We start from the raw sequence: 25980 nt of genomic DNA, 5'->3' as shown, positions 1-25980 counted from the left end.
TCCCATCGAACATTATTAATAAAGAAGCTTCTAATTTATTTAGAAGTTATCTTAATTTGTTTTCTTCGTGTAGTTAAACGTATTCATTAATAAGCCATCCCAACTTATTAATGAAACAAGCAAAGTTACTGAAGTTGAAACTCAGTGGAAGGTATTTAACTTAGCTATTGTATGATATAGAAGTTAAATATTTTCAGGATGTAAGCTATTGTAGAATTTTCATAATTAATAACATCCCCAAAGATTGAAATAACTGTAAAAAACATTCCCTTAATATGAAAGTCGCGAGTTCCTCCCAAGCTCGCGACTTTTGTCGTTAATAAAAACTGTACCCAAACGATTGGATACAGTATGTTGCACTATTTATATAAATTTGGTTTTAAATTTTTAAATACAGGGATAGTCTCGCGTTGAATATCAACTTCTTTAAGATCGATATTATGAGCAATAGTATCTTCTTCGTTACCCAGTTCAGCTAAAATCTCACCATTTGGATTGATAATCATAGAATGACCAGCATAGTCTGTATTACCATCGTTTCCCGTTCCATTACATGCAACAATAAACATATCATTTTCAATTGCACGTGCTTGAAGCAGGGCTTTCCAATGATTTAACCTTGGTGTAGGCCATTGTGCAACATAAAATGCAACTTGTGTACCATTGCGCGCTGGATATCGCAATAACTCAGGGAAACGTAAATCGTAACAAATAATTTGTGTTGCTAGCGTACCTGATGAAAGTGAAAATGGCTCTGGGACTGCTTTACCATCTTCTAAATATGTCGGTTCATCCAACATAGGGACTAAATGAACTTTATCGTACTTATTAATTCGATGTCCTTCTCTAGAAACAGTAAATGCAGTATTATAAACTTTACCATTTCTAATATTAGAAACGGAACCAGCGACAATATCGACATGATATTGTTGTGCTAATGATTGAATGAATGGGAAACTGCGGCTAAGTTCTCTATCAGCTTTTTGGTTCAACTCATTTAATGCATAACCGTTATTCCACATTTCCGGCAGAACAACGACCTCTGTATCTGCTTCTAATTTATTTTCAAACCAACTTTTAATTTTATTTTCATTTTTTTCAACGTTACCGTATTCAACATAAAATTGAAATATTTGTACTTTCATTTTAAAATCTCCTCATCCCAAGATTAACTCTAATTTACTAAATTAAAAAAAGAAAATCAAAAATTGAGCGAGTTTCTTAATCTATGCAGATGCTATAGAAAAATACGTTAAAAAAGACTCAACTTCAAATAGAACAAAGTGTCTAAGTAGAAATTGAGTCTTTAATGATTGATTTAACTAAGTAAGTTATAGATAAATTATTTTTTAACGATGAATCTGTTGTCAGTAGGTTGAATTTCTTTCTCGCCAGCTTGTTCACGGATATCTCCGAACGGCATTTGAGCTACAAGTTTCCATGAAGCTGGGATATCAAATGATTGTGTAGTAATTTGATCAACTAATGGATTGTAGTGTTGTAAAGAAGCGCCAATACCTTTTGAACTTAAAGCAGTCCAGATAGCAAATTGGTGCATTGCATTCGTTTGAACTGACCAGTTTGCAAAGTTATCAGCATAATTTGGCATTTGTTCTTGCAAGCCTTTAATAACATCTTCGTCTTCAAAATAAAGAATTGTACCATAAGCATGTTTGAAGCCATCAATGCGTTGCTCGGTTGGAGCGAAATCACGATCAGGACCCATAACATCTTTTAATACAGTTTTAGTATTATCCCAGAATTTATGATGTTGATCATTTAATAATAATACAATTCTTGTAGATTGAGAGTTAAAAGCTGAAGGTGTGTATTTAATGATATGTTCAATCATATCTTCGAGTTCTTTGTCACTAATTGAAATGGTAGTTTCTGTACTATAAATTGTACGTCTATCTTCAATCTCTTGTAAAAATGGTTTCGTTTTCGATTTGCTAAATAAGCCCATGTAAAATCTCCTTTGTTTGTATAAGTTATATCCTAAGTATAAATATTATACTAGTATTTGTAAAATGTTTTTTTACAAAAAATGTCAAAAGTATTAATATTTTTTATCATTAATCATATATCCATGCATAATAGATAAATATTCTTTATACTGAAAGTGTTATAAAACACAAGGAGGTGGAAGATTGATGAAAAAGAAATTAGCCCAAACTAGCCTGATTTTAGCATTGAGTACATCTGTGATAGGTCATGAGAACGAGGTGAAAGCTGCAGATAAAAATCAACCGGCTACAGATGAGGTTAATCAGAATGCGGTTACTACAGATACACGTACACAAAATGATTTAAATAATCAGAATGACCATTATGACAATCATCAATCTGATACCCAAAATACTGCTGCTTCAGAAAAAAACTCAGATAGTCAAAACCATGGAGAGATGAAACCATCTACTGAAGATAATGGTGATACGCAGTCAGATCATGACAATACTATGAATCATGATAATTCAACTGAAAACAGTCAACCGGAGAACGATGATGGCAATGATACCGAGGAAAATTCAAGTAAACCAGGAAATAGTCATCCAGGTAACCAAGAAGGAGAAATCAATCCCGGAAATCAAGATGTAGACAATCCAAATGAAGAACACAAACCCGGTGAGAACGAAACGAATAAACCAGATGAAGGCAACAACTCTGATGAGGACGATACAACGCATCCTGGTGATAAAGATCAACCTGGGGAAAATAACTCAGGTAATCAAGAAGGAGAAGGCCAGCCCGGGGATAGTGATACAGACAAACCAGACGAAGGAAACAAGCCAGGTGAGGGCGAATCAAATCAACCAGGCAATCAAGAAACGGATAAACCAGGTGAAGAAGACAAACCTGGAGCGTCTGGAAAGGATCAACCTGGTGAAGGAAGTAAGCCAGGGAATGATGATTCAGGTCAACATAATGGAGGAAGCAAGCCAGGCAATCAAGGAACAGATAAACCAGATGAAGGAAATAAGCCAGGAGAAAGTGGTAATCCTCAGCAACCACCAAACCATGATGGGATTACACATTCTGGCTCTAATCAAGGTGAACACAACACAGGTTCTGGACAAAACGGTTCAAACAATGGTTCGCAAAACCATTCCAATGGTAGTTCTAACAATCATAGTTCAAATAATCACGGAAATCACCAGGATGAACACTCAGGACATTCAAATCCAAATGAAATGACAAATCATAATCCACAAGAAAATAATTATGGAACTGATCAAGGACAACAACCGACTTGGTCACATCACGATCATAATGTGTCTGATTCAATGATTCATCATATATATCCGAATAAACGCCAAAATCAATCAGAAATGAATGGTTCAACTACGACTAATCAATGGTATTATGGTGGACGTTTACAACATCATCATAACCAAAATGATACGGAAGTCTATACAAATAATGATCATAGACAAAATCAATTTCCATTCTATAGTCAATCGGCACTTTTAAACAGATTAAATGATTTGGCTAATGGTTCATATAAATATAACCCATATATCATTAATCAGGTTAATAGGTTAGGCAATAATAATGAGTACATTTCAAATCAAGATTTTTATAGACTTTTTCGCAAACAATCATTTAATAATCAATATTTAGATTACTTGCAAAAAGGCTCAAACTACTTTAGATTTGAGTATTTTAATCCATTAAACTCAAAAAAATATTACAAAAATTTAGATGAGCAAGTATTGGCACTCATCATGGGTGAAATTGGCTCAATGCCAGACTTGAAAAAACCAAGTGATAGGGATAAAGAAGAAGAGGCTGATATTCAGAGTCACGATGAAGATAAAATTATAGATAGTAAAGAGGAGAGTAAAGAAGCGGAAAATAATGATAAATATAAAAACATTAATATAGCTTTAATCACATCTATAATTGTGATTTTCATAGGCGTCACTGGTGGATTTATTTATAGAAAAATTAAAAACTAAAAGAAAAACAGGAGTGGGACAGAATTCTGTCCCACTCCCGTTAACTTTTACATAAATAAATGAACAATAAAATTACTTTGTTCTTGTAACTGCTTAACCGTATCACCAAAGAAAAATTGGACTGCAACTACAAAACCATTTTGTAGCATGTGGATAATAATTGGAACTGCAATGCGTTTAGTCAAGACATAAGCAAGCGAGAATAACATGCCCATTCCAAAGTATATGAAGAAAAATTTAACATCATTATGTGCGATTGCAAATAAAATTGAACTTACAATAGAAGCAATTAAAAATGCGACAATTCGGTTTCCTTTAATTTTATTATAAATTTCACCGAATATAACTTTTCTGAATATATATTCTTCTAGTATTGGACCGACAATTGAGATTAATAATATGAATACTGGAAGCTGTTTAGCAATTGCCATTATTCTCTCAGTATTAGGACTTTGCTGTGGTTGACCGACTAACCACATAGTGATTAGACTAGCTACCATTTGGTATATCATAACTACAACAAATCCTAGTAAAGCCCATGGTAAAATGTAGCGTTTAGGTTCTTTATATCCTTGCTCTAATCTAGTTGGATTTTTAATGATACTGTTTAACCAAATAATTAATAAAGCCGCGATTACAAATAAAATCACTTGAGTATAAACGCCAGCTTTTGCAAGTTCCATCCCTTTTAAATTACTAAAGAAAGGTAAATGCTGTATTAATAAGGGTAAGAACTGTGCTAAAGCATAAATAACAATGGTAAGAAATGCTACCCAAATTCTCTTCATTCTATTCCTCCAAAAATAATAATCAACATTAGTTAGTTTATCGTAAATTTGTATGTTATACAAAATATAGATAATCCTTTCGCTTGAAAAATTGACCAAATTTGATTAATATAAGATGTAGATTAGCACTCAATTATTTCGAGTGCTAAAAAGGAACCTGTTAAGGAGGAACGATCATGCTTAAACCATTAGGAAATCGTGTGATTATTGAACGCAAAGAACAAGAACAAACAACAAAAAGTGGCATTGTACTTACTGACAGTGCGAAAGAAAAGTCTAACGAAGGTGTAGTAGTAGCTGTTGGAACTGGACGAGTTCTAGACAATGGTGAAAGGGTTGCTCCAGAGGTTAAAGAAGGAGACCGAGTAGTATTCCAAGAATACGCTGGTTCAGAAGTTAAACGTGGAGATGAAACATACTTAATTTTAAATGTTGAAGATCTACTTGCTATTATTGAAGACTAAAATTTTATAAATAATCAACATTAAATTTATTGACATAATGGAGGTACATTAAATGGCTAAAGACTTAAAATTTTCTGAAGATGCAAGACAAGCAATGTTACGTGGTGTAGATAAATTAGCCAATGCTGTTAAAGTTACAATTGGACCTAAAGGACGTAATGTAGTTTTAGATAAAGAGTATGTCGCACCATTAATTACAAATGATGGTGTTACAATTGCCAAAGAAATTGAATTAGAAGATCCTTACGAAAATATGGGTGCGAAATTAGTTCAAGAAGTAGCGAATAAAACAAATGAAATTGCTGGTGATGGCACTACAACAGCAACTGTATTAGCTCAAGCCATGATTCAAGAAGGGTTAAAAAACGTCACAAGTGGTGCGAACCCAGTAGGACTGCGTGAAGGTATCGATAAAGCTGTAAGAGTAGCGGTACAAGCACTACACGATATCTCTCAAAAAGTAGAAAATAAAAATGAAATTGCGCAAGTTGGTGCTATTTCAGCAGCAGATGAAGAAATTGGCAAATATATTTCTGAAGCAATGGATAAAGTGGGTAATGACGGTGTTATTACAATTGAAGAATCAAATGGACTAGATACAGAATTAGAAGTTGTTGAAGGTATGCAGTTTGATAGAGGATATCAATCACCATACATGGTTACAGATTCAGATAAAATGATTGCTGAATTAGAAAGACCATATATTTTAGTGACAGATAAAAAAATCTCTTCTTTCCAAGATATCTTACCTTTATTAGAACAAGTCGTGCAATCAAGTCGTCCAATTTTAATTGTAGCTGACGAAGTTGAAGGTGATGCTTTAACTAATATCGTATTAAACCGTATGCGTGGTACATTTACTGCAGTTGCAGTTAAAGCACCTGGTTTTGGTGATCGTCGTAAAGCGATGTTAGAAGACTTAGCAATCCTAACTGGCGCTACAGTTATTACGGATGATTTAGGTTTAGAATTAAAAGACGCATCTATTGATATGCTAGGTACTGCCAACAAAGTTGAAGTAACTAAAGATAATACTACAGTTGTCGATGGCGATGGAGATGACAATAGTATTGATGCACGTGTCAGTCAAATCAAAGCACAAATTGAAGAAACGGATTCTGATTTTGATAGAGAAAAATTACAAGAACGTTTAGCTAAATTAGCTGGCGGTGTTGCAGTAATTAAAGTCGGAGCTGCATCTGAAACTGAATTGAAAGAACGTAAATTACGTATTGAAGATGCTTTAAACTCTACACGTGCTGCAGTTGAGGAAGGCATCGTTGCCGGTGGTGGTACGGCATTAGTAAACATCTATAATAAAGTAGAAGAAATAGAAGCGGAAGGTGATGTGGCAACAGGCGTGAATATCGTACTTAAAGCGTTATCTGCACCTGTACGTCAAATTGCTGAGAATGCTGGTCTTGAAGGTTCAGTTATTGTTGAGAGATTAAAACATGCAGATGCCGGTGTTGGATTCAATGCCGCAACGAATGAATGGGTAAATATGCTTGAAGAAGGCATCGTTGACCCTACAAAAGTAACGCGTTCTGCATTACAACATGCTGCAAGTGTTGCTGCGATGTTCTTAACTACAGAAGCAGTAGTTGCAACTATCCCTGAACCAGATAATAATGACAATCCAGGTATGGGTGGCATGCCAGGCATGATGTAAAACGACAAATATATTATGATAGAATAGGAAAAGGGTAGCTGAATAAGCTACCCTTTTATTGTACTTAAAAAGGGGTTGGTATTTTTAAGATTTACTTTAAAACGATATATAAAATATGACTAATAAAACATGTTAAAATGGCTTTGAAACAAATTTAAAGGATTTTAGGGTTGTTAATGTTTTCTAAATATTGCATTATGACCTTCTCCGCCATCTAATTTGATAGTTTCACCATTTTCTTCAACTTTATAATTTATACTTTCTTTATCATTACCATCTGAAAATATCATTTTTCCACCTTTTATTGTAACTTTTAATGTTTCGCCACCATATGTTAATTTAGCTGTATTGGCATTATCTTTTGGAACCTCCAAAACCATGTCACTATTTAAATAGTCAATACCACTACTCTGTGCAAAATTATATTTTCCTTCTTTTAGTCCATTACCACATGCAGCAAGTAATAATACTAAGCAAGTAATTGAGATAAAATAAATTAATTTACGTTTCATAAATGATCCTCCGAATAAGTAATGTTAATATCTTATGATAATAATTATTTAGATATAGAAAGTCGCCCATATGCTAATAAAGAACCAGCGGCTAATAATATAGAAGCGACAATAGAAATTAAATTAGAATTAGATTGCTTACCTGTTTCTGGTAAAGATTTACTAGTTGGTTTAGATTCATTTAGGGAATGTCAATTCCATTTGTTATATTTCTGTTGTCGTTAGTTGATGTAGTTTTTTTAGTATTTTGAACTGATTGATAATTATTGTTAGATAGCTTTTGGCTATTCAAAGATTTGTCCAAATCATATTTGCCAATATAAGTGAAGTTACCTTTGTCAATAGTAGCATTGTATCCACTTTCTTTAGTTACATCGCCGTTTTTATAAACCCTTATAGCTCCAGTTCCAGCACCAGATTTATTACCATACTGAACTAAATAGTAATTCCCTTTATTTTCTACATCATAATAATTTTCTAATCTAGGGCCATCATTACCATTTTTATTCATAACTTCAATAGCGATATTAGTCGCATTGTTAGTGTTTACTACACTATCAGCTGCATGTACATGTTGACTTGCTCCACCCCCTATAAATAATATTGGTCCTGCTAATGCTGATGTTAATAAAATTTTAGATTTCCTCCTTGATAATTATTAAAACTACTTTTTTAAGTAGTGCTCAATACAAATTAACAAATAGAAAAGACATATTATGTCTTTAAATAAGATTTTTGAATAATGTTAGTTAGTAGGAAATAAGATAAGACTATTAAACTGAAGCCCTGTATTAAGAAGATTATTAAAAAAATAGTAATTTTGATTTTGAAAAATGAAAGACATGGCAAAACATTGATGCTGTCCATGGACATGTTATTTCTTATAAAGCAGAGGATTACTGGTTCACAGATCCAAGCATATTAGAAAATTAAAGAAGCAGGTTAAATGAAGAAATTTTAAATGAATCTTATTAACTACAAATTAAATCAATAATTATACAATAAAATGGTTTGAATCAAACTACATTATAAGCTAATTTGATTTAGTAACATAAGCGCTTTTCAAAAGATGACTTCTTTTGAAAAGCGTTTTTTGATAGATGAAAATATTTTAATAATAAAAATATTAAATTTAGGTTTAAATTATAGTTGATAAATACATATTTTAATTGGATGGAATATTATATAATAAGTATATAAATAATTGGTGGTGATGAGATGCAAACTTATGCGGATAAAGATGCTTTAATAATTGAAATTAGGAAAAGAGCCGATTTATTTATTCACGAATTTAGTGATGTATCAGAAGCAGAAAAGGATATATATAAAACTGGTATTGATAGGACACCAGCGCAAATGATTGCATATCAGTTAGGATGGTTAAATTTAATTCAATCTTGGGAAAGGGATAATAAAAATAATATATCCGTTGTAACACCTAGCCCGAATTATAAGTGGAATAATTTAGGGGGACTATATCAAGAATTTTATCAAACCTACTCAAATTACACATTAGAACAACTTATTAATCAGTTTAATGAAGAAGTAGATAGCATGATTGAATTAATTAAAAGTTTAGATGATAAAACATTATTTGAGAGTGATAAAAGGCAATGGGCTTCATCAACGCCTTCCAAATGGCCAGTTTGGAAGTGGATTCATATTAACACAGTAGCACCATTTAAGACATTTAGAACCAAAATTAGAAAGTGGAAGAAAACAGAATTAGATAGATAACTTTTATAAGATGATAACTTTATGAAAAACGATACTATCTAGAATAAAAACGAGTCTTGGCATTATAACCAAGACTCGTTTTTTACATTACTTAAGAATGATAATAGAAAAAATTATAATAAATCTAGTAACCATGCTCCAAATAGAATAAATAAAATGAGTGATCCTATGAAAAAATATAAATTTTTGGGCACGTGTCCAGTTGACGTAAATGCGTAAAGATACAAATGATATGACGTTGAGATAAAAGTAATAATAAGCAATATTGAAAAAATAATTACCATTAAGATCACAGTTTTCGAGTTGTTTTGTCGTTCTGAAAGAATGAATTAATCGAATATGAGAACTTTTTCTTAACATCATAATTACATTACTTCATTTTATCAATTGTTTACTTTAAATCATCTATTGCTTTTGCGATTGATTCAAACACATGCGGAATATCATCTTTTTCAATACAACTAAACGCAATTCGGATATCAGAGTCATTTAAAGCAATGATTCCAATTGAATATTCATTGATTAAATGCGTACGAAGTTCTTCAGGATTTACGCCATTGACTTTGACTGCCATGAAATAACCTGAGTTAAAATCATATGCTTGCCAATGATTTTTGTATTTATCATCATATACAACTGACTTAGTTACTTCATATCGTTGTTGTAAAGTATCAATATTTTGTTGAATTTCTTTGTCAAATTGGTCATGATGTTCTAAGACGTATTTAATAGCACTTTGTGAAGGCATTGGTCCACTTGAAATATTACTTCGTATTAAACCTTTAACTTTCGCCTCTAACACTTCTTTAGCTGTATGATTGCTTAGACCAAATGTAAGGAAACCAACACGTAGTCCCCAAGCAAAGAATTCTTTAGTAGCGCCATCTAAACGAATCGGTAATATATTATTTGATTCAATTTGATTTAACGCAGTAAATATAGATTGGCGATACACATCTTCATAAAATAAACCGTAGTAAGCATCGTCAACAACAGCTATCACTTTTGTGCCCTTTTCAGCAAGTGAACGAATAGTTGATACTATAGTTGCAACTTCATCTTTGTTCGGTGTATAACCAGTAGGATTGTTAGGGTAATTCAGAATGAGAACGACTTTATCTTGATTGTAGTTGTCTAAAGTAGTTACTAAATCATTTGTTGTATAGTGACCTTCTTGATTAAATATTGAATATGTCTCAATATTTGCTGAATGACGTGTTTCATATATTAATTTATAGTTACCCCAATTGTGTGTAGGTACTAAGATCGTATCGCCACTTTCTACAAATAAATCAGCAATTAGAGATAAACCATGAGTCAACGCATTAGTGACAATTGGTCTACTAATCGTTTCTTTTGATAAATCAGGATTTTCTTTGAGCATTTTATCTTGCCATAAATCTCTTAAAGCTTCTAATCCTTGTGGTGGTGCATATGGAAATACGTCATCAGGTGATAGATGATTATAGACATCAAATAACGTATCAGCATACATTTTTCCATCTTTATTTGTAGCCATACCAATTGTCGCATTGTATTTTGTTTTTTTAGCATCAGCCGATTGAGATAATATACCTTTTGGATAGTACATAGATTGGCCTAGCGTTGAAAGCATACTTAAAATTTCAGGACAATCATCAACAAGTTGATTATTTAAGTTTTGAGCTAATGGGTTCATTTATTTAACCTCACTTTTTTTAGTGTTTAATAATATATTATCTTTAAATGTCATAAAGATAAAGTGTTCCTATTATGATTACATAGAATTGATAGTTAAGATTCTTATAAATCGAACATTTGTTCGCTTTTTGTGTTAAAATGATGACAGGTCATCATAAGATATGACACTTTTCATTTGGAGGTGTAGTGTAATGTCGTGGCTATTAGAGGGTATGGTGACACTGATTACGGGTGGTATACTCGTCATATTTCGTGTTTGGTTAGAATCTAAGTGGAAAGATAAGTAGATGACCATACACAAAGGCCCCTAACTTGCCGTTACAAGTTAGGGGCTGTGTAATGTAATTCGTGGATACACTTAAATTTTAACATATGGAAGCATATTTTCAATTTTAAATATCTATTGAAACCGTAATATTTCTTGATGTTTGTTATAATACGGTTATTGAGGTGTTAATTATGATGAAACATTTAACTAAGATTTTCGTGACCTTGGCAATTGTCTTATTTGTTATTGGTTATTACTTACAAGCTTCAGGACATGAAGATCAAGGCGTTAAATTATTATTAGCTGCAATCATGTTTATGATATGTGCTTTTATTAATCGTAGTAATGATAGAAAGAAAAATAAAAAATAGCACTTTAAGAATCTCAGACATAAATAATATACTCATGCTATTTTGCAGATTCGCAGTAGCTGACTGATTTGAAAAAGCGTTTAAGTCAAGCGTTTCTCAGTTTTAGTCAACCTTGCGGGCGGGGCCCCAACAAAGAGAATTTCACTAAGAAATTCTACAAGAAAAGTAAGCTGGGAGTGGATGACGAATTTAAAAGAATTCTGTCCCACTCCCACTTTTTTATTGTATCTATTATATATATACAATTTATCTTAATAACTTTGTTTTATAGGGATATTTACGTATATGACTTTACAAACGTGTATATAGTGTGTATATTATGTATATACAGTTATTAAAGGGGGACATCAATGAAAATTATTCTAAAAAACACCAGTGAACAACCCATTTATGAACAAATCAAGCAACAAATCAAAGAAAATATTTTAAAAGGCTATGTTGAAGCTGGTAGCCACTTACCTTCGATGCGGGAGCTGGCAAAAGATTTGCAAGTGAGTCTAATCACGACTAAGAGAGCTTACGAAGATTTAGAAAAAGATGGATTTGTTACAACTGTTCGAGGTAAAGGCACCTTTGTTAAAGAACAAGATAGTTCAATATTAAAAGAAAAGCAATTCTTTGTAATAGAAAACCTTGCTCGATTAATGATCAAAGAAGCTAAAACAATCGATATGCCTCTGAAAGAATTAAAAGAAATATTAACTTTAATTTATGAGGAGGAAGAAGAATGAATGTCATTGAAGTAAAAAATGTATCGTATCAAAATAAAGCATTTTCAATTAGCAATCTTTCATTCAATATTCCTCAAGGATTTGTAACTGGGTTCATTGGGGCTAACGGCGCAGGAAAAACGACAATGATTCGGTTGATAATGGATATATTAGAACCTAGTAATGGTGATATTTTCATTTTCGGTGAACGAATTACAAATAAACCGAAATGGATTAAAAATAAATTAGGTTTTGTTTATTCTGAAATTTACTTTAATCAACAATGGACTCCAAAAAAACTAGAAAAAATGGTATCACCATTTTATAGTGATTGGGATTCAGAAACGTTCAAATATTACTTAGAGAAATTTAAACTACCTTTTAATGATAAAATTAAGCATTTCTCAACAGGTATGAAAATGAAATTGTCACTAGCGCTTGCTTTGAGTCACCATGCAGAATTATTCATTTTGGATGAGCCAACTGCAGGTTTAGACCCAATCGTTCGCAATGAAGTGTTAGAAATATTACAAAGTGAACTACTCGATGAAAATAAGACATTATTTATTTCAACGCATATCATTTCAGACCTAGAAAAAATTGCTGACTATCTTGTACACATAAAAAATGGAGAAATTATCATGCAAGGATTCCGCCATCAATTACAAGAACAATACGCAATAGTACAAGGTGATAATGAAGATTTAGACGAAGAATTAAATCGTTTATTTCTTTATAAAGAAGTGAAATCGACTGGATTTAAAGGATTTACGCAACATGCTCAAGTGTTTAAAGAATTGTTTGCAAACAACGTTAATATTCAACAACCTACAATAGAAGAACTAATGATTTATATCGAAAAATCTCATCTGCGTGACAATCAACAAGAATTTCAGCAAAGTAGGTTGGTAAAATGAAGCAATTATTAATTAGAAATTTTAAATGTCGAAGTGTAACAATAGTCATTTATCTTGCGTTATTGCTCTTTAATCCACTATATGCATTGGTACTTTCTAAAACCGAACTTTATTTTCTGTTCTATGCACCCATTGCTATCACATTAATGGTTGTCAGCATTTTAGATTCTGGACATTTATTTAGACTGCATAGAAGGTTAGGTGGAAAAAGTTCGTATTTATTTTACGAAAGCTTACCTGTTTCTAAGAAAGATATGCTCAACGCAAATTATATTACATGTATTGTGTTAACGTTATTTGGTGGATGTATTATCGCATTATATAATTTTCAATCGTCCAATATAGATTTTGGAGATTTAAGGTATTCAACTGCAATAGCTTTTATATTCGTGAATTTTTTCAGCATTCCAATTGCATTTAGTAGGAACACTGAAAGAAAGCGTGAAGGCATAGCTTATGCACCATATATTATGATTATGATGTTGGCTATACCATTTGCAATAACAACGGTATTCGCAGTTATTAATATACTCGTGTTCCAACACTACTATACCTATAATGTGTTAGACGTCTATTACAATTACGGTTTATTGATTTTAAGTATTATTTGGATGATTATAAACTATTTGATTCAATTAAAACGTATCAATCAGCGTGAAAATAAAGGAGGGCTTACATGAAATTAGAAAACATTACAAAAACATATGGAGATAATGATGTTTTAGATAATATCAATTTTGATTTTGGAGATAGTCAAATTGTAGGTTTAATTGGTAAAAATGGTGTTGGTAAAACAACATTAATGAAAGTAATGAATGGTAATATTATTAATTTCAAAGGAAAGGTTCAATTAAACGATAGCGAGAACGTAGGTTATCTTATTGAACATCCAAAGCTCTATGATAATAAAACAGGTTTAAATAACTTGAGATTATTTGCTCAGGTTCTAGGAAAAGGTTTCGACAAAGATTATACAGATAAAATTATAGACGCATTTGGTATGAGACCATACATTAAGAAAAAGGTAAAAAAATATTCAATGGGTATGAAACAAAAACTAGCGATTGCTGTTTCATTAATGAATAAACCGAAATATTTAATACTAGATGAACCAACCAATGGTATGGATCCAGATGGTTCGATTGATGTCTTAGAAACGATTCAATCATTAGTGAATGATTTAGGAATGAAAATATTAATTTCAAGCCATAAATTAGAAGATATAGAATTGATTTGTGATAGAGCTGTCTTCTTACGTGACGGTAACTTTGTACAAGACGTTAATATGAAAGACGGTAGCGCTCAAGATCATACATCACTTAAATTCGAAGTTGAAGAATTTAACACAGCGCTTGACTATTTAACAGCACATTTCAACGTACTTCAATCTCATAAAGATAGTGGAGAAATCATGATTAAGGCGCAAAAAGATTACAAACAATTACTCAAATCTTTAGCACAAAAAGATCTATATCCTAAGTATATTGAAACAAGAAAAAGCTCGCTTCGTGATACGTACTTTAATATTAATCAAAGAGGTGACAAATAAATGAGAAGTTTACAATTAGTTAAATATGATATATTGAGTTTTTGTAAAAGTTATCTAACTTACATTGCATTACTATTAATCTGGTTAGTTTTAGGATTAATAACATTCTTAATGGCACGAAATAATGATCAAGTAAATTATTCGTCAATTTTATCTATGGCAAATTGGATGTTCTTATTCTTTGGCTTGCTAGTAGTGATTAAGACGATTACTCGTGATTATTCTCAAGGTACGATTCAACTGTATATGAACAAAGTGAAGAATAGAATTGGTTATATCATTGCTAAAACAATTTCAATTGTGTTAATTTCTTTTATTTTTGCACTTATCACATATATTACTTTAATGTTAGTACAAGCATTTACTGATGGAAAAAATTTAGACGGAGATAAGTTCTTAACGAACATATGGTTCTATCTTATCTTCTTACTATTCTTTGGTTTACTATTATTCTTAGTTACATTAATAGTTCAAAAACCAGCAGTTATTTTCACGTTAGGCATCTTCTTAGTATTTATCGTACCGTTTATTCAACCTTTTATTGGTTTGATTCCTGATTGGGGCGAAAAAATTCAAAAATCACTAAAATATATTCCTTTCAGTTATTTAACTGAGAAATCTCAAACGGATAGCATTAAATTTTCAAATTGGCAATGGTTTATCTCATTAGCATCAATTGTTGTTTTATTCATTGCGAATATTGCTTATGCAGCTAAAAGAGATATATAAGACAAGCATAGGAAGTTGTTCCTAAATAAAGAGGGTAGTGGAGCAGAAATAAAATAATATCTGCTTCACTACCCAATTTGTTTTTATTTGCGTTTATAGCATTAATTTACTGATAATGGAATCATAAACTTGATTCCATAATTCAGAATCTGATTTATATTTAGTAGCGATTTCGTGGTGAACCTCTTTCTCCTTGTCATTATAATCAGGCGCTTCTTTATTAGGTAATTTCTCAGCTCTTAGTTGCGTAACATAGTCTTGAGCTTCACGCGCTCTTGGTCCCCAAACACTAACTTGTTCAAATTGATCATTCATAAAGATAAAGATTGGAATCGAACGTGCAGTACCATTTGTTAAATACTGGTCAATTAGATCTGTATCTTCATCTCTATGGAATACACGAACTTCTAGCTGAAGAGACTCACTAATATGCTTTAGTATAGGCAAGTTCATCATAGCGTCGCCACACCAATCTTCACTTATAACTAACACTTTCGAATAGGGACGGTCTTTAAGTTGACCGATTCTGTCGTCAGTTGAAGGTGGCGTGAATGCATTGTAAATCGATAATACGTTGTCTTTATTTACAGTCATGTTTTCGATATAGTCATCTAGTGGTTGACTCTTTTTAAAATACGTTTCTAAATTAGCCATAAGAAATACCTCCCCATTAAATTTATATTATTATAACAATTTTCACTGAAAATGGATAATTATAAAACTCAAAATATATTAGTATGACTGTGTTTCTTATAATGATAAATTAACGTTACAATTGTGTAAGAAACGATTCTTCGTGGATAGATGTTTCTTAGTAAGCGGTTATGATATATTTAAGTTATTAAGAATAGAAGTGGTGGTACATTTGCGTATACAAAATAGATGGGTAATTTTTATTATCTTTACAATCATAGCTTTGATAGTCGTTATTTGTCTTACAATCTATAAAAATGAAAAAACTATTGATCTTACAGAAGTGAAAATTAATGGTATTCAAATGAATCAACAATTTAATGATGATAATTACGAGATTAATCGTAATATTAAGTTGGACAGATATAAATTTTACAATGATAAAAATCATAAAAATCTAACGGTGAAAGTCAAAAATAAACACCAGAAGGTAAAAGGAATAGTGCTCATTAATGATCAGGACGTGACAACTAATTTTGGCATTAAAATTGGAGACAACGTTGATCATGCCATTAACTACTTGGGTGAGAACTATCGTAAGGACAAAGTTGGTAGGGGGTATGATGCATTAATCTATGTTGATAAAGATCATCATATGAAACTATCCATTTTGTATAAAGATAATGTGGTTAAACGAATTGAATTTTTTAGTCGTTAACAGTGATCCGCGTATAATTCAATTTTAAGCAAGCTACTTTTTCAATGAAATAGAGATAATTCAATTAAGAAAGTATGTGAAAAAATGGATAAGATTACCTTTTTAAATGAACTTGAATTAGAACTAGATCAATTGCCAAGAGAAGAAAAAGACAAACTTATGGATGATTATGAAAATCATTTCTATGAACAAGAAACAAAAGGGAAATCAGAAAAAGACATCATATCAGACTTGCGTGAACCACATGATATTGGTAAGGAAGTCAAAGCGAAAGAAGCGATTTCTTATGCTAAAGTTACCCCTAACCTTCAAAATATTGTTAGAGCAATAATGGCGTCATTGAGTCTCGGTGTACTTTCATTTTTCTTTATTATTATTCCTATAGTGATATTTTTAGTGATATTATTTGGTGTGTTTTTATTTTCAGTCTTTTTAATTTGTCTTCCATTAATCATTATTTCGATGAGTATCGTCAAGGGGATTGTTGATTCGTTTAGCAATTTCTTATTTAGCATTTCATATGCAGGGATTGGTATCGTTTTATTTGTACTCACAATGAAAATCACGCAAAATATATATCGACTTGTATTAAAATATTTAACTTGGTATATCCAAACAGTTAAAGGAAGAATTAAACAATGAAAAAGGCAATGATAGCTGGCATAGTAATATTTATAGGTTTTTTCTTGGCTGCAACTTTAGTCTGGTTTGTACACGACAAAGATGAATTTAAAAAACTCAAATATGATAAAGCTTACAATCATATGAAAATGACTAATTTAAATGTTGAGAGTTACAATTCAGAAGTCACAATTAAACAAGGTAACCATTGTGGTGTTAAATATTATGGGGATAATGATGTTAAGGTATATCACACAAATGATACCTTAAATGTAAAAGAGCATAGATCAAACAAAAGAGGTTATAGCATCAATATTAACCCTTTTAATCAGAGCAAATCTGAAATCGAAATTACAATTCCTAATAAAAATATAAACAATTTAGATATACATTCAAATTTTGAAAATATAATTTTAGATGGGATTAATATTAAGAATGGTTTGATTTACCAAGGTACTAAACATTTAAAAGTTAACAACTCTAAATTAAATAACCTTATTTTTAAGAGCGATTCTGGTAGTGTAAACATTAAAAATAGTGAAATCCACAACAGTAAATTTAAGACGCATTTAGGTGCCATTAAAGTAAACAAGACAATACTTCAAAACGCCCTGTTTGTGACTGAAGAAGGTCATTTGAATTTCACAGATATGTATAGTGAAACGGATGTTAGAGGTTCAAGTAAACATGATTCTATTTATTTGGACTATAAAGATAAACCGAAAAATACGTTATTAAAATTACATCCAGGTACTGGTGAAGCTAAAGTTGAGAATAAAGCATTTAACAACGGTAAGGTAGGAAATAGTGATAATGTGGTTGAGTTTTACACTGTTAAAAAAGATATTAAAATAAAATGATTGCCTACATAACAAGAGGCAATCATTTGTCATGTAGGGAGTGGGACAGAATACTTTTAAATTCGTCGTATCCCCAACCTGCTTATGTTGGGGCCCCGCCCGCAAGGGTGACTAGAACTGAGAAAAGCTTGATTTAGGTGCCTTCTCAGTTCAGTCAGCTACTGTGAATTTGCAAAATAGCTTCGTTATATTATTTATCTCCCAGCCTCTTTTTTAATAATTAGCGAAAGTTAAATCGGTATCAATTTGACCTTTAAATTGCTGAATGTCTAGTTCATGTCCATCAAGCCATGATTGAAAATTAATTGAAGTCGGAGCTTGATTTTCACCTAACGTCATCCAAGCGGTTAAGTTTTGTGGTTCATACATTGACGTATGTATTGTACCTGACCAACTTCTAAATAATTTGCTATAAATTTCAAACTTCGGATCATTAAATAATTTAAAGGCTGTATGTTTATCTAGGGATTGTGAAGTTTGAGAAATCGTCCGTTCTAACCGTTCACGTGATTCTTTCGTGTAATTTCGATTCTCATGTGTTAAGATTTCGAAATGATTTGTACATACTTTATCATATCTAACATCAAATGAACGTGGTGTCACTTCAACGATGGCGTGATTAAGCTTTTTATCCATTAAAATATAACTAAATGAGCTTCTATGTGGAAGTTCGTTTAAGAATTTAACAGCTTCATCTACATCTCTGCAATATTCTAAAACAAGGCGTCCAATCATATAACATACAAAGCCATTAGCAGGATGTTTACGATGCATAAAGTTATATCCCATCGTCAAACCAGCTTCATTCATGCCATCCATACGACCTGTCACTCTAGACGTAGGTCCAATTTGCGCTAGACCACCGTCATTGGGTTGGAATAATAAGTATCTTCCATCATATGTGGCAGGATGATAATCATAATTACGAATCATATAATCTGGGCCTTGGAATACAGTACAGCCACTTTCTTTTAAATCTGTGAAACGATAATGTGCAAAATTTAATATCATTTGTTTTGTAGGTAGATTCAGTATTTCTTGCATTCCCATAATTTCTTCCCAAATTTGGGGTGCATATGTTTGAAAAACTGAATAAGTTTCATTAACATCTATATCAAAACGAGGCATACGTTTTTTCCATTCACGTTCACGATTTTCTAGTAAAGGCGTTTGTTTAAGCCATTGCGCTGTTTTAACACCTAAATCAAAATGTGACCCTCGAAACGTCATGATATCTGATTTCACTTGTTGCATGAGAAGGCCTCCTGAAAATTCAAAATATTGTAAAATAGCATTAATTGAAAACTAATATAATTATTACTATACTAAACATAATAGCAAGAAAATTTTAAAAAACAAGGAGGGGTACTATGTTTCAGGACGCTTATTTAAAAGTATATAACAAAGTAAAAGCTTGGTGGATGTATTAAACTAATGTACAATTGAAAACTTATGAAGTTTTTGAAATTCAATTTTTAGTGATTATTATAAGACGAAAAAAGGTATCTATTTAATGATAACAGTAAGTATGATAATATATAATATTGTAAACATACTTATTTCTATTTAGAGGTGAAACATACATGTGGGATTTAATTAAAGGTTTATTCAAATTCTTATTAAGCTTAGTAGTTATTACATCAGTAGTCGTTGGTGTTGGTGTTGTAGCATTTGCTTACATCTTCAAAAAAGACTTTGAAGATATCGAAAGAAAAACGAAAGAAATCGTTTCAGATATTGAAAGTAATAACGCGTAATTTGCGTAATAGTACCAGTAACTTCAATTTTGAGGTTACTGGTTTTTCTTTTTAATTAATGGGTTAGAGCGATTAAGAATAATTGTCATAGTGCCCCTTCTTTTAATAAAATAAAGATAACTAGAACTTAGGAGGTATACTGATGACAACTAAGGGTTATATCGGTTCATATACGAAAAAAGAGGGTAAAGGGATTTATTTATTCGAATTAAATGAAGATAATGGTCACATTAGTGCTGTTACTACGGGTTATGAAATTGAAGCATCAACCTACCTTGCGCAAACCGACGATTATTTATATGCCATCACGAAAGAGGGAACACATTGCGGAGTAGCAGCATTTAAAAAAGACCATTCAGGTGCACTAACATTAATCAATAAATGCTTAGCTTCTGAAGCGGGTACAGGCTGTTATATTTCAGTATCCACAGATCATAATTTCTTGTTTGAAGCGGTGTACGGCGCGGGTATCGCTAGAATATATCAATTAAATAAAGAGACAGGTGAAATTGTGAAGTTAATTCAAGAATTGCACCACGACTATCCACTTGGTAGTCACGAACGCCAAGAGCATTCACATGTCCATTATTTAAATGAAACACCTGACGGTAAATACGTTGTAGCTACGGATTTAGGTACTGATCGTGTTGTCACGTATGAATATAGTAGTGAAGGCTTAAAAGAGTATAAAGTGTCTCAATTTAAAGATCAAGATGGTCCTAGACACATTGCTTTTCATAATAATGGCGAATATGCATACATTGTTCATGAATTATCTAATTATGTAAGTGTTGCTAAGTATGAGGATGGCAAATTTAAAGAAATAGAACGTCATTTAACGATTCCAGAAGATTTCAATGAAGATACTAAACTAGCTGCTGTCCGATTATCTCATGATCAACAATCGCTATATATTAGTAATCGCGGTCATGATAGTATTGCTGTCTTCACGATTACAGATGATGGTGCTGGACTAAACCCAGTAGAAATTGTTAAAAGTGGAGACCAATTTCCTAGAGATTTTAATATAACTGAAACAGATAACTACTTAGTATGTGCCCATCAAGAAGGAAATTACGACATTACCGTATTCAAAAGAGATACACATACAGGTAAATTAACGCCAACAGATAAGCAATACAATGCACCTGAGGGTGTACATGTTAGCTTTATTTAATAAACTATATAAATAGCCAGGCTGGGACATAAATAATATAATAATGCTATTTTGCAAATTCGCAGTAGCTGACTGAACTGAGAAGGCACTTAAATCAAGCTTTTCTCAGTTCTAGTCATCCTTGCGGAGGTGGGCGGGGCCCCAGCAAAGAGAATTTCATCAAGAAATTCTACAAGCAAAGCAAGCTGGGAGTGGGACGAATTTAAAAGAATTCTGTCCCACTCTCTTTTTTCGAATGAATTTATAAATTTTTAAAAAAGGTTCTAATATATTTAAATTTACCTTTATAGGGTGGATACATTACGCTTGAATCTAATCGTGTAGATTTAAAGATATATGACTTACTGTGGCTAAAAGTTTCAAAAGTATATTTACCGTGATATTGACCGATACCAGACATTCCAACACCACCAAATGGTAGTTTAGGATTTGCTAAATGCATTAATGTATCATTGATTGCGCCACTGCCGAATGATAATTCATTTAACACACGGTGTGTGCTATTCTCATCCTCACTAAATAAATATAGACTCAATGGTTTAGCTTTACTTTGCACAATATCGATTGCTTCATTGAAATCATCGTAAGTAATGATAGGTAAAAGTGGACCAAAAATTTCTTCCTGCATAATTTTAGAGTTAGGTGTGATGCCATCTAATAAAGTTGGTTCTATATAGCGCGTTGATGCATTTGTATGGCCACCGAAAATAATATGTTGTTGATGTACGTTAAGTAATTCATTTAAGCGATTAAAATGTTTATCATTGACGATGCGACCGAAGTCAGGGCTTTCCTCAATCGTGTGACCATAAAATTCTTGAATACTTTGTTTAAGCGCCTCAATCAATTCGTTTTTAACTTTCTTATTTACTAATATATAGTCTGGTGCTACGCATGTTTGACCAGCATTTGTAAATTTACCAAAACTAATACGATCACTTGCAACTTTGATATTAGCTGTGTCATCTACAATAACAGGAGACTTTCCACCTAATTCAAGCGTAACAGGAACTAAATTTTTACTAGCAGCTTCATATACAATTTGACCAACTTTGTCACTACCTGTAAAGAAGATATAGTCGAAAGGTAGTTGAATTAATGTTTGTGTCTCAGAAATACCTCCTTCAACAACAGCTATATAATCTGGTGTAAACACGTCTTCAATAATTTGACGAATGACTGTGGCAACATGAGGTGTTAATTCAGATGGCTTAACAAGCGCTGTATTTCCAGCTGCGATAGCGCCAATTAAGGGTTCAAATACCAATTGAACTGGATAGTTAAATGGACCAATGATTAGTACTGTGCCATAAGGTTCCTGCTTAATATAACTTTTTGCAGGAAACATAAATAGAGGGGTGTCAACTTGTTTTGTTTTAGCCCAATTTTTCAATTCTTTACGTGCTGTTTTAATACTTTTTAAAGTGAATCCAATTTCTGTAGCATAGGCTTCAACAGGACTTTTTCCTAAATCTGTTTTAAGCGCATCAAGTAAATCGTTTTCATGATTTTTAATGCTTTTACTTAACAGTTTTAACTGATGCTTTCGAAATTTTAAATCTTTTGTTTTATGTGTTTTAAAAAAAGCTTTACTCTCTACGAATTGTTGCTCGATGGTCGGCAATATATGATACCTCCTAATGAATCCTTTTTAAATTAAAAAACTTTATTAAAATGTATGATGTCATTCATCATATCTATACCCTAAATTTATTTCAATAAAAATGAAGCGGGACTGAATTGTTTTAAATTCGTCGCCCGCTCCTAGCTTGCTTTGCTTGTTGAATTTCTTGATGAAATGCGCTTTGTTGGGGTCTAGCTCGCAAAGATAACTAAAACCGAGAAAAGCTTACGCCCTCTCGGTTCTGTTAGCTACTGCGCATTTGCAAAGTAGTATTGTTTAATGATTAATGTCATAGCCTTACATATATAGGCGGTTAATTAAAAACCTAAATGTTTTATTTAGTTAAAGCTTCTGTAATTTGAGGTACCACTTGTTTTTTACGAGAGACAACGCCTGATAAGAATGCCATGCCATCGTCTAGTTGAACTTTAAATGCTTCGCCAACTTTGTCTTTTTCAGCACCTACGACTAAAATTTTAGAGTCACTATTAATAATATCAGTTACGACTAATACAAATAAGTCGTATTTTTCATTTGCACTTGTTTCTAACATTGCTTTTTCAAGATCTTCTTTGCGATTTAAGACTTCGTCAATGTCAACCGTGTTAACTTGTGCAATACGTGTAACATAGTCACCCATATTGAATGATTTAGCGTCCATATCTAATAATTCTTCAGCAGATTTATCCGTTGTAGATGCACCAGCTTTTAACATATCTAAGCCATATTCATCTAAATCAACATTTGCAATGTCTTTTAAATCTTTAGCAGCATTTACATCTTCATCTGTACAAGTAGGTGATTTAAATAATAAGCTATCAGAAATGATTGCTGAAATCATTAATCCAGCAATGTGTGGTTTAATTTCAAATCCACGTTCTTTATACATTTTATAAAGAATTGTAGCTGTACAACCAACTGGTTCTGCTCGATACCAAAGTGGTGAAGCAGTTTCAAAGTTTGCGATTCTGTGATGGTCTACAACGTGTTTGATCTCAGCATCAGAAATTGTTTCAGCACTTTGTTGGAATTCGTTATGATCGACTAAGATAACCTCTTGGCCATCTAGGTTATCACTTAATAATTCTGGTGCTTTAACTTCAAAGTGATCTAAAGCATATTGAGTTTCAGGATTAATATCTCCTAAGCGATATGGCGTCGCTTCAGAGTTACCAGTTAATTGTTCAAAATCAGCCATGATTATAGCTGATGCGATTGCATCTGTATCTGGATTTTGATGTCCAAAAATATAAGTTTTTGCCATTGTTATTATCCACCCTTATCATTTGATTTTTCATCTTATTTTATCATGTTTTATTTAGGAACATCTACCTCTGCGCCTAATGAGTTTACAAAATGTCCTAAAGCCCACACATGACCATTTTCATTGAAAGAAGCAACACCATCTTTAGGAATAGTGATGTGATATCCTAAATTATATGCTGATACGGCAGTATGGAGAATGCAAATATCTGTACATACACCTACAATTTCAATATCTGTGATATTTCTTTCACGTAATAGGCTATCTAAAGGCGTACCGTAGAAAGAATCATAGCGACGTTTATCTAGATAATGAACATTCTCGCATTCTTTAAAGTTATCATAAAACGATTTAACCTTACCATACAGTTCGCGCCCTGATGTGCCCTCAATATTATGAGGAGGGAATAACTGCGTCTCAGGGTGGAAAGGATCATTTTCATAGTGCAAATCCATCATAAAGAAAATATCTTGGTCATGTGTCTGATACGTTTCAAGACGGTTTAGGATAAACGTTTCAATATCTTGGCCGGGTTTACCACATGTTAAGCGGCCATCATCTGCAATAAAATCATAAGAATAATCGACAACGATAAGTGCTTTTTTAGTCATGAGCTATCATCCTCTCGAATTAATGTTTGAGGTATTTAAAAATTGTATAATTATATAGAAACGATTAAATGATTACCTCATTAATCATTACATATATTATAGCTAATCCCATTCTAAAATGGTACATAGCCTATAGATTTAAAGATTGGAAAGTTGAGATAGGGGATACGATATGTTAATTAATGCTCAAGATTATGGACTAAAAGGACATAATAAACGTAAAGACACGAAAGCAATACAGCGCGCATTGAATAAAGCAAGATATGGTGAACACACTGTGTTTATACCGAGTGGTACGTATCATATTTCGAAAGCACTCATTATTTACGGTGCAACGACACTATTACTTGAAGATGATACCACATTGCTAAGATGTGGTAAGGATGCCCTTTTAAAAAACGGACATCGCTTTGGCTTTTATAAAGGATATCAAGGAAATAGTCAGATTTATATTAAAGGTGGAACATTTGATATGAATGGTGGTCAATTTCCGTATAACAATACTGCAATGTCAATTGGACATGCGGAAGACATCCAATTGATTGGTGTAACGGTATTAAATGTCGTAGGTGGACATGCTTTAGATGCCTGTGGTATTAATGGCTTATATATCAAGAACTGTCATTTTAAGGGATTTAATGATTTTGATGGCGACCGCTCATTTTCAGAAGCGATTCAATTGGATATTCAAGTCCCAGGTGCATTCCCTAAATTTGGTACGACAGATGGAACCATTACTAAAAACGTTGTTATCGAGAATTGTTATTTCGGTGATTCTGAAGACCAACACATGCGCCCATGGAATAGAGCGATTGGCTCGCACGCAAGTAGATATAATAAATTCTATGACAATGTGCATATTAAAGATAATTGTTTTGATGGAATGGAAGATTATGCATTAACACCTCTTAAAGCTAAAAACATGATTATATCACGCAATGAATTCAAAAATTGTAAAGGTGGTATTCGATTTTTAGGTGTGAAAGATGGAAAGAATGCTGCTGACCCTAACACAGGCTTGGTTATGCCAACTCAAGCAGGTGAAAACTTCAGTGTAATTAGTAATCATTTTAGTGGGAAAATGAAAAAAGATGCCATTCATATTAGAAGTTATAATGATGTAAAACATCAGCAAGTATTTATTGCAGGGAATACGTTTGATGATACATCACAAACGATACATTTAGAGGATATAGCTGACCTGACTTTAAATCAGGATGAGGACGTCACAATTAGGAAAATAAATATAGAATAAAACAGTTTGCAAGTAGGACAAAATGGGAGTGGGACAGAATTCTTTTAAATTCGTCGTCCCACTCCCAGCTTGCTTTGCTTGTAGAATTTCTTGATGAAATTCTC

General features: G+C 32.4%; 28 protein-coding genes and 2 pseudogenes. 18 read left to right on the top strand and 12 right to left on the bottom strand.

Annotated features, from left to right (window positions below):
• Positions 1-359: 359 nt before the first annotated feature.
• Both KA878_RS04245 and KA878_RS04240 read right to left on the bottom strand, forming a co-directional pair.
• Entirely contained in the window at positions 360-1145 is a 786-nt protein-coding gene (locus tag KA878_RS04245) for a carbon-nitrogen family hydrolase (RefSeq protein WP_193839130.1), read from the bottom strand.
• Positions 1146-1342: 197 nt separating this feature from the next.
• Entirely contained in the window at positions 1343-1966 is a 624-nt protein-coding gene (locus tag KA878_RS04240) for a nitroreductase family protein (protein ID WP_053030418.1), read from the bottom strand.
• Positions 1967-2153: 187 nt separating this feature from the next.
• On the opposite strand from KA878_RS04240, the gene KA878_RS04235 reads away from it, so the two are divergent.
• Positions 2154-3959 (top strand): SdrH family protein, encoded by a 1806-nt coding sequence (locus KA878_RS04235; RefSeq protein ID WP_210142065.1) that lies wholly within the window; start codon positions 2154-2156, stop codon positions 3957-3959.
• A gap of 47 nt (positions 3960-4006) precedes the next feature.
• On the opposite strand, the gene mroQ is transcribed toward KA878_RS04235, so the two are convergent.
• Positions 4007-4747: an intramembrane glutamic endopeptidase MroQ gene (mroQ, locus tag KA878_RS04230; RefSeq protein WP_193839132.1), complete on the bottom strand. Its 741-nt coding sequence runs from the start codon at positions 4745-4747 to the stop codon at positions 4007-4009.
• A gap of 176 nt (positions 4748-4923) precedes the next feature.
• Between mroQ and groES the strand changes: the two genes are divergently transcribed.
• Together groES and groL are read left to right on the top strand one after the other, a co-directional pair.
• The gene (gene groES, locus KA878_RS04225; RefSeq protein WP_053030415.1) at positions 4924-5211 is read left to right on the top strand and encodes a co-chaperone GroES; all 288 of its coding nucleotides are present in this window, start codon (positions 4924-4926) and stop codon (positions 5209-5211) included.
• 52 nt (positions 5212-5263) lie between these two features.
• Entirely contained in the window at positions 5264-6883 is a 1620-nt protein-coding gene (gene groL, locus KA878_RS04220) for a chaperonin GroEL (protein ID WP_075109233.1), read from the top strand.
• A 173-nt stretch (positions 6884-7056) separates the two neighbouring features.
• On the opposite strand, the gene KA878_RS04215 is transcribed toward groL, so the two are convergent.
• The 3 genes and pseudogenes from KA878_RS04215 to KA878_RS04205 all read right to left on the bottom strand — a co-directional run bounded on the left by KA878_RS04215 (position 7057) and on the right by KA878_RS04205 (position 7906).
• Positions 7057-7395: a hypothetical protein gene (locus KA878_RS04215; protein ID WP_193839133.1), complete on the bottom strand. Its 339-nt coding sequence runs from the start codon at positions 7393-7395 to the stop codon at positions 7057-7059.
• Positions 7396-7439: 44 nt separating this feature from the next.
• A pseudogene (locus KA878_RS14630) lies at positions 7440-7559 on the bottom strand (LPXTG cell wall anchor domain-containing protein); the annotation flags it as partial.
• Positions 7560-7576: 17 nt separating this feature from the next.
• Entirely contained in the window at positions 7577-7906 is a 330-nt protein-coding gene (locus tag KA878_RS04205) for a hypothetical protein (protein WP_193839134.1), read from the bottom strand.
• A 308-nt stretch (positions 7907-8214) separates the two neighbouring features.
• Here KA878_RS04205 and KA878_RS04200 point away from each other — a divergent pair.
• Both KA878_RS04200 and KA878_RS04195 read left to right on the top strand, forming a co-directional pair.
• Positions 8215-8328 (top strand): annotated as a pseudogene (locus KA878_RS04200) (iron-hydroxamate ABC transporter substrate-binding protein); the annotation flags it as partial.
• A 285-nt stretch (positions 8329-8613) separates the two neighbouring features.
• Positions 8614-9132 carry a ClbS/DfsB family four-helix bundle protein gene (locus tag KA878_RS04195; protein WP_193839135.1) on the top strand — a complete coding sequence of 173 codons (519 nt, stop codon included), beginning with the start codon at positions 8614-8616 and terminating at the stop codon, positions 9130-9132.
• A 391-nt stretch (positions 9133-9523) separates the two neighbouring features.
• On the opposite strand, the gene KA878_RS04190 is transcribed toward KA878_RS04195, so the two are convergent.
• The gene (locus KA878_RS04190) at positions 9524-10810 is read right to left on the bottom strand and encodes an aminotransferase class I/II-fold pyridoxal phosphate-dependent enzyme (RefSeq protein WP_193839136.1); all 1287 of its coding nucleotides are present in this window, start codon (positions 10808-10810) and stop codon (positions 9524-9526) included.
• A gap of 193 nt (positions 10811-11003) precedes the next feature.
• Here KA878_RS04190 and KA878_RS14285 point away from each other — a divergent pair, with 193 nt between their 5' ends.
• The 7 genes from KA878_RS14285 to pmtD all read left to right on the top strand — a co-directional run bounded on the left by KA878_RS14285 (position 11004) and on the right by pmtD (position 15356).
• Positions 11004-11099 (top strand): Trp-rich small protein, encoded by a 96-nt coding sequence (locus tag KA878_RS14285; RefSeq protein ID WP_228480641.1) that lies wholly within the window; start codon positions 11004-11006, stop codon positions 11097-11099.
• A gap of 175 nt (positions 11100-11274) precedes the next feature.
• Positions 11275-11451, top strand: a complete 177-nt coding sequence (locus tag KA878_RS04185) for an SE1626 family protein (RefSeq protein WP_107629928.1) — start codon at positions 11275-11277, stop codon at positions 11449-11451.
• Between the two features lie 350 nt (positions 11452-11801).
• Positions 11802-12182, top strand: a complete 381-nt coding sequence (gene pmtR, locus KA878_RS04180) for a PSM export ABC transporter transcriptional regulator PmtR (RefSeq protein ID WP_053030410.1) — start codon at positions 11802-11804, stop codon at positions 12180-12182.
• Positions 12179-13078, top strand: a complete 900-nt coding sequence (pmtA, locus tag KA878_RS04175) for a phenol-soluble modulin export ABC transporter ATP-binding protein PmtA (protein ID WP_193839137.1) — start codon at positions 12179-12181, stop codon at positions 13076-13078. Before pmtR ends, pmtA begins: the two co-directional genes overlap by 4 nt.
• Entirely contained in the window at positions 13075-13758 is a 684-nt protein-coding gene (pmtB, locus tag KA878_RS04170; RefSeq protein ID WP_193839138.1) for a phenol-soluble modulin export ABC transporter permease subunit PmtB, read from the top strand. Before pmtA ends, pmtB begins: the two co-directional genes overlap by 4 nt.
• Entirely contained in the window at positions 13755-14627 is an 873-nt protein-coding gene (gene pmtC / locus KA878_RS04165) for a phenol-soluble modulin export ABC transporter ATP-binding protein PmtC (RefSeq protein ID WP_193839139.1), read from the top strand. The genes pmtB and pmtC overlap by 4 nt, the downstream gene beginning before the upstream one ends.
• On the top strand, positions 14628-15356 hold the full coding sequence (gene pmtD, locus KA878_RS04160; protein ID WP_075109318.1) for a phenol-soluble modulin export ABC transporter permease subunit PmtD: 729 nt from the start codon (positions 14628-14630) through the stop codon (positions 15354-15356).
• Positions 15357-15449: 93 nt separating this feature from the next.
• Here the strand turns inward: pmtD and KA878_RS04155 are convergent, their stop codons facing one another.
• Positions 15450-16010: a thioredoxin family protein gene (locus tag KA878_RS04155; RefSeq protein ID WP_053030405.1), complete on the bottom strand. Its 561-nt coding sequence runs from the start codon at positions 16008-16010 to the stop codon at positions 15450-15452.
• A 211-nt stretch (positions 16011-16221) separates the two neighbouring features.
• Here KA878_RS04155 and KA878_RS04150 point away from each other — a divergent pair, with 211 nt between their 5' ends.
• From KA878_RS04150 to KA878_RS04140, 3 genes are all read left to right on the top strand, one after another.
• Positions 16222-16707 carry a hypothetical protein gene (locus tag KA878_RS04150; protein ID WP_193839140.1) on the top strand — a complete coding sequence of 162 codons (486 nt, stop codon included), beginning with the start codon at positions 16222-16224 and terminating at the stop codon, positions 16705-16707.
• Positions 16708-16791: 84 nt separating this feature from the next.
• Complete coding sequence (locus tag KA878_RS04145; RefSeq protein WP_053030403.1) at positions 16792-17349, top strand: HAAS signaling domain-containing protein; 558 nt, start codon at positions 16792-16794, stop codon at positions 17347-17349.
• Positions 17346-18188 (top strand): DUF4097 family beta strand repeat-containing protein, encoded by an 843-nt coding sequence (locus tag KA878_RS04140; protein WP_193839141.1) that lies wholly within the window; start codon positions 17346-17348, stop codon positions 18186-18188. The genes KA878_RS04145 and KA878_RS04140 overlap by 4 nt, the downstream gene beginning before the upstream one ends.
• A 213-nt stretch (positions 18189-18401) precedes the next feature.
• On the opposite strand, the gene KA878_RS04135 is transcribed toward KA878_RS04140, so the two are convergent.
• A complete protein-coding gene (locus KA878_RS04135) occupies positions 18402-19442 on the bottom strand; it encodes a C45 family autoproteolytic acyltransferase/hydrolase (protein ID WP_193839142.1) in 1041 nt (346 codons plus the stop codon).
• 329 nt (positions 19443-19771) lie between these two features.
• On the opposite strand from KA878_RS04135, the gene KA878_RS04130 reads away from it, so the two are divergent.
• Positions 19772-19945, top strand: a complete 174-nt coding sequence (locus tag KA878_RS04130) for a hypothetical protein (RefSeq protein WP_011275337.1) — start codon at positions 19772-19774, stop codon at positions 19943-19945.
• 142 nt (positions 19946-20087) lie between these two features.
• Positions 20088-21122, top strand: a complete 1035-nt coding sequence (gene pglS, locus KA878_RS04125) for a 6-phosphogluconolactonase (protein ID WP_193839143.1) — start codon at positions 20088-20090, stop codon at positions 21120-21122.
• Between the two features lie 241 nt (positions 21123-21363).
• On the opposite strand, the gene KA878_RS04120 is transcribed toward pglS, so the two are convergent.
• The 3 genes from KA878_RS04120 to KA878_RS04110 form a co-directional block, all read right to left on the bottom strand.
• Entirely contained in the window at positions 21364-22746 is a 1383-nt protein-coding gene (locus KA878_RS04120) for an aldehyde dehydrogenase (protein ID WP_193839144.1), read from the bottom strand.
• Between the two features lie 334 nt (positions 22747-23080).
• Complete coding sequence (locus KA878_RS04115) at positions 23081-24010, bottom strand: manganese-dependent inorganic pyrophosphatase (RefSeq protein ID WP_193839145.1); 930 nt, start codon at positions 24008-24010, stop codon at positions 23081-23083.
• Positions 24011-24060: 50 nt separating this feature from the next.
• Positions 24061-24621, bottom strand: a complete 561-nt coding sequence (locus KA878_RS04110) for a cysteine hydrolase family protein (protein WP_075109421.1) — start codon at positions 24619-24621, stop codon at positions 24061-24063.
• A 172-nt stretch (positions 24622-24793) separates the two neighbouring features.
• Here KA878_RS04110 and KA878_RS04105 point away from each other — a divergent pair, with 172 nt between their 5' ends.
• The gene (locus tag KA878_RS04105; protein ID WP_193839146.1) at positions 24794-25876 is read left to right on the top strand and encodes a glycosyl hydrolase family 28-related protein; all 1083 of its coding nucleotides are present in this window, start codon (positions 24794-24796) and stop codon (positions 25874-25876) included.
• Positions 25877-25980: the final 104 nt, after the last annotated feature.

Source organism: Staphylococcus sp. GDY8P57P (genome assembly GCF_017892585.1).
GTDB lineage: Bacteria > Bacillota > Bacilli > Staphylococcales > Staphylococcaceae > Staphylococcus > Staphylococcus borealis.
Note: the sequence above shows the minus strand (reverse complement) of the source record. Positions and strands in the feature narration are given on the sequence as shown.